3 protein-coding genes are annotated in these 3,346 nt (G+C 61.3%); 1 reads left to right on the top strand and 2 read right to left on the bottom strand.

Annotated features, from left to right (window positions below):
• Positions 1-450 (top strand): hypothetical protein (locus JJE47_06720; GenBank protein ID MBK5267116.1); only part of this gene is annotated, 450 nt, incomplete at its 5' end.
• Here JJE47_06720 and JJE47_06725 read toward each other — a convergent pair.
• Entirely contained in the window at positions 422-1,195 is a 774-nt protein-coding gene (locus JJE47_06725; GenBank protein MBK5267117.1) for an HAD-IIB family hydrolase, read from the bottom strand. The two genes, JJE47_06720 and JJE47_06725, sit on opposite strands and share 29 nt — an antisense overlap.
• Positions 1,192-3,198, bottom strand: a complete 2,007-nt coding sequence (locus JJE47_06730; GenBank protein ID MBK5267118.1) for a thioredoxin domain-containing protein — start codon at positions 3,196-3,198, stop codon at positions 1,192-1,194. Before JJE47_06730 ends, JJE47_06725 begins: the two co-directional genes overlap by 4 nt.
• Between the last annotated feature and the right edge of the window lie 148 nt (positions 3,199-3,346).

Genomic DNA, 3,346 nt, shown 5'->3' on the forward strand with positions numbered 1-3,346 from the left:
CTGTCATTTGCCATAACCGATGGCGGTTTCGAACCGGCCGAACGGGCCTCTGGCGAGTACTCCGTGTTGGTCTACGATCTCGATGTCCTCAAAGCCGGGGTCGGTGTCACTGACAACCGGTTCGTGTTGGCGATCGAGGATCAACTGATCGATCAAATGGTTGCCGGCGACGTCCTGGCCAATGATCCGTCCTTCCTCGAAGCCGTGGGGTACCTGCCGGAAGGCGCTGGATGGGTGGCGTATGCCGACCTTCGCAAGATCGCTACGGTGGTCATTGATGCGATGTCTGGCGACATGACCAGACAGGTCGATGATTTTGAGGTGGTTTCGGCGTTGGAGATCTTCCGGGACCGGTTCCCGTATGCGGTGAGTGGCGTTGAAAACCGCGATGGGCTCGTCCGGCAGCATGCCGTGATGGTGTTTACGGAAGGCTCAGCCCCAGGAGCTTGATCATGTGATGCGCAACGGCATCCTCGTTGTTGGTCTGGTCAAGCACGCATTGGGCTGTGAGTCGTACTTGTTCATCGGCGTTGGCCACCGCCACGCCCAGGTCGGCCCATTCCAACAACGTAATGTCGTTTGGCATATCTCCGTAAGCGACGGTCTCGCCAGGGAGATCCAGCGCTGCGACCGCGGATGCTTTCGAAGTACCGGGTGGGGCAACCTCGTAGAAGGTTGGATTGGAAACGGTTACGACACCAAGTTCGCCGACCAGGGTGGCGAACTCCGTCGCTCTCTTTTCATTGACCGGCTCATCGAGGTGGATAAGGATTTTCCCCACCCCGCCTTCGAGGATTTCGTCGATGGTGCCTTTCATACGATCGGGGACGTCGTAGTGGCTTCGGTAGCCGAACTCTCGCCGATGCCCGGTGATCGTCTCGACGGCGAAGCCTGCCGTTGGGTGGGCGTTGCGAATCGCTCGCACCATTTGGTGAGCGGCGGGTTCGATAATGGTCCCGAGCTGGGTAATGACGCCGCTGTGGAGGTCGAGATGGAACGCCCCGTTGGCACAGACCACCGATGTAACCGACGGGAATGCCTCGGCGAAACCGCTCACAAGGCGGGGTGGCCGCCCGGTCGCCAGAACGACTTCATGTGAGTCGGAAACGACCGCGATCACCTGGCGGGTGAAGTCCGAAACCGAAGCGTCGCTGGCCAACAAGGTTCCATCGAGATCGGAGACAAACGTTGTCACAACTGATCGCGCAGGCTGCTCGGGAACGTGACGGGCAACTGGCAGACGAACCGTTCACAGACGAAGGCGGCGGTGCCGGGGTGTTTGCGGTCGGCCAGGAGTGGGACGGTTCGTCCGTCGCTCCCTGCCCGGTCGACAGCCAGGATCAAGTTGGGTCGAAATGCCGACCAAACTTCTTTGGCCAGTTCGTCGGCGCCCGGTCCGACGATGGCGACTTCCTTGTAGCCGGTCAGGATCGAGTGGGTTACCGCGGCCAGGTAGCCGACCGCTGACGGATACGACTCAAGGAGTTTTCCCGCATCTTTGACGGCCTGTCGGGCCTGCGCGTCGTAGCCTGGCTCGCCGGTGTACAGCGACAGCCACGTCAACGCTTCCACCGCCATACTTGTGCCACTAGGCAGTGGATTGTCCATCTGGTCCTTGGGGCGGGTGATGAGCTGTTCAGCCTGTCTATCGGTTTGGAAGAGCGAGCCGCCCCCATCGCCGAATCGGTCGCCGATCTGGTCGGTGAGGTCGGCTGCCGGTTGATACCACTCGACTTCGCCGGTGGCCATGTAGAGGCTGAACAGGCCAAGGGCATATCCGGCGTAGTCATCGAGATAGCCGGGCACTGACGTTTTGCCCTTCCCCCAGGAGCGCATCAGCTGACCGTCGACGATGAGATTGTTGAGGACAAATCGTGCGTTGGCCCTGGCGGCTTCTAGATATCGCTCATCGTCGAGAATGGCGCCGGCCTCGGCGAGGGTCCGGAGCATAAGCCCGTTCCAGGCCACCACAACCTTGTCGTCAAGGCCGGGTCGAACCCTGGTCAAGCGTTCCGCCCCGAGCACGGTCCGAGCACGCTCGACGGCGTTGAGCACCTCAGGCTCGGTGATCGAGAATCGTTCCGCGACGAGTTTGGCCGGCATGGCTGCCGTCAGATGGTTGGACCCTTCGAAGTTCCCCCGCGCACTGACTCCAAAGTACTGACCGGCAATGCCGGCGTCGTCGCCGACGATGTCGGCGAATTCGTCGGCGGTGAAGACGTAAAACTTGCCTTCCTCGCCTTCTGAGTCGGCGTCTTCGGCCGAGAAGAACCCGCCCTCGGGGTGGGTGAGATCCCGGAGCACGTAGTCGATGGTGTCGATCGCGACGCTCCGGAATGAGTCAGGACCTCCCAGTTGCCAGGCGCGAACGTACAAACGAGCCAGTTGGGCGTTGTTGTAGAGCATCTTCTCGAAGTGGGGGATGGTCCATGTCGCATCCACCGCATACCGGGCAAATCCGCCGCCGACGTGGTCGTAGATACCCCCGGCCGCCATTTTGGAGAGCGTCGTGAATGCCATCTGCTTCGCATCGGTCGCCCACGGTTCGTTGGCAACCCGCAGGAGCAGTTCGATGGTGGGTTCCTGGGGAAACTTGGGTGCCCCGCCGAGCCCACCGTTCACGGGGTCGAACTCGTTGGCGAGGGCCTCATAGGCGTGTCGTATGTCTTCGATAGTTGGGAAGTCTTCGGCGGCGGGAATGTGCCTGTCGATGGTGGCGGCCAACTGATCGGCTTGTTCGGCGACCTGTCCCTGGCGGTTGTCCCAGGCGTCCGATACCGCGGCCATGACTCGTTTGAACGAGGCCATGCCGTGCCGGTCGTCGTTGGGGAAATACGTTCCGGCATAGAAAGGTTTGGCGTCCGGGGTCATCCAAACGGTCATCGGCCAACCACCCCGACCGGTGAGGGCTTGCACGGCATTCATGTAGATGGCGTCCACATCGGGGCGCTCTTCCCGATCGACCTTGATGTTCACGAACAGCTTGTTCATGATGGCCGCCGTATCGGGATCCTCGAACGATTCATGGGCCATGACATGACACCAGTGGCATGCCGAATACCCGACAGAGAGCAGAACCGGCCGGTTCGATTGGCGGGCGGCCTCGAAGGCGTCGTCACCCCATGGGTACCAGTCAACCGGGTTGTCGGCATGCTGGAGAAGATAGGGCGAGGTCTGATCGCCGAGGCGGTTGGGCATGGGCAGAGGTTACTCCCGCCGAGGGAGCGAGTTACTGGCCGGTCACCAGCGGAAGCGCCCCGTAGTCGTCGGGAGTCAAACCATCGAGTGAACTGGCAGGCGGATAATCGGACAACAGCTGCTCGGCCTCGCTTTCGATCGGCCAAAG

The sequence above is a fragment of the Acidimicrobiia bacterium genome (assembly GCA_016650365.1).
GTDB lineage: Bacteria > Actinomycetota > Acidimicrobiia > Spongiisociales > JAENVV01 > JAENVV01.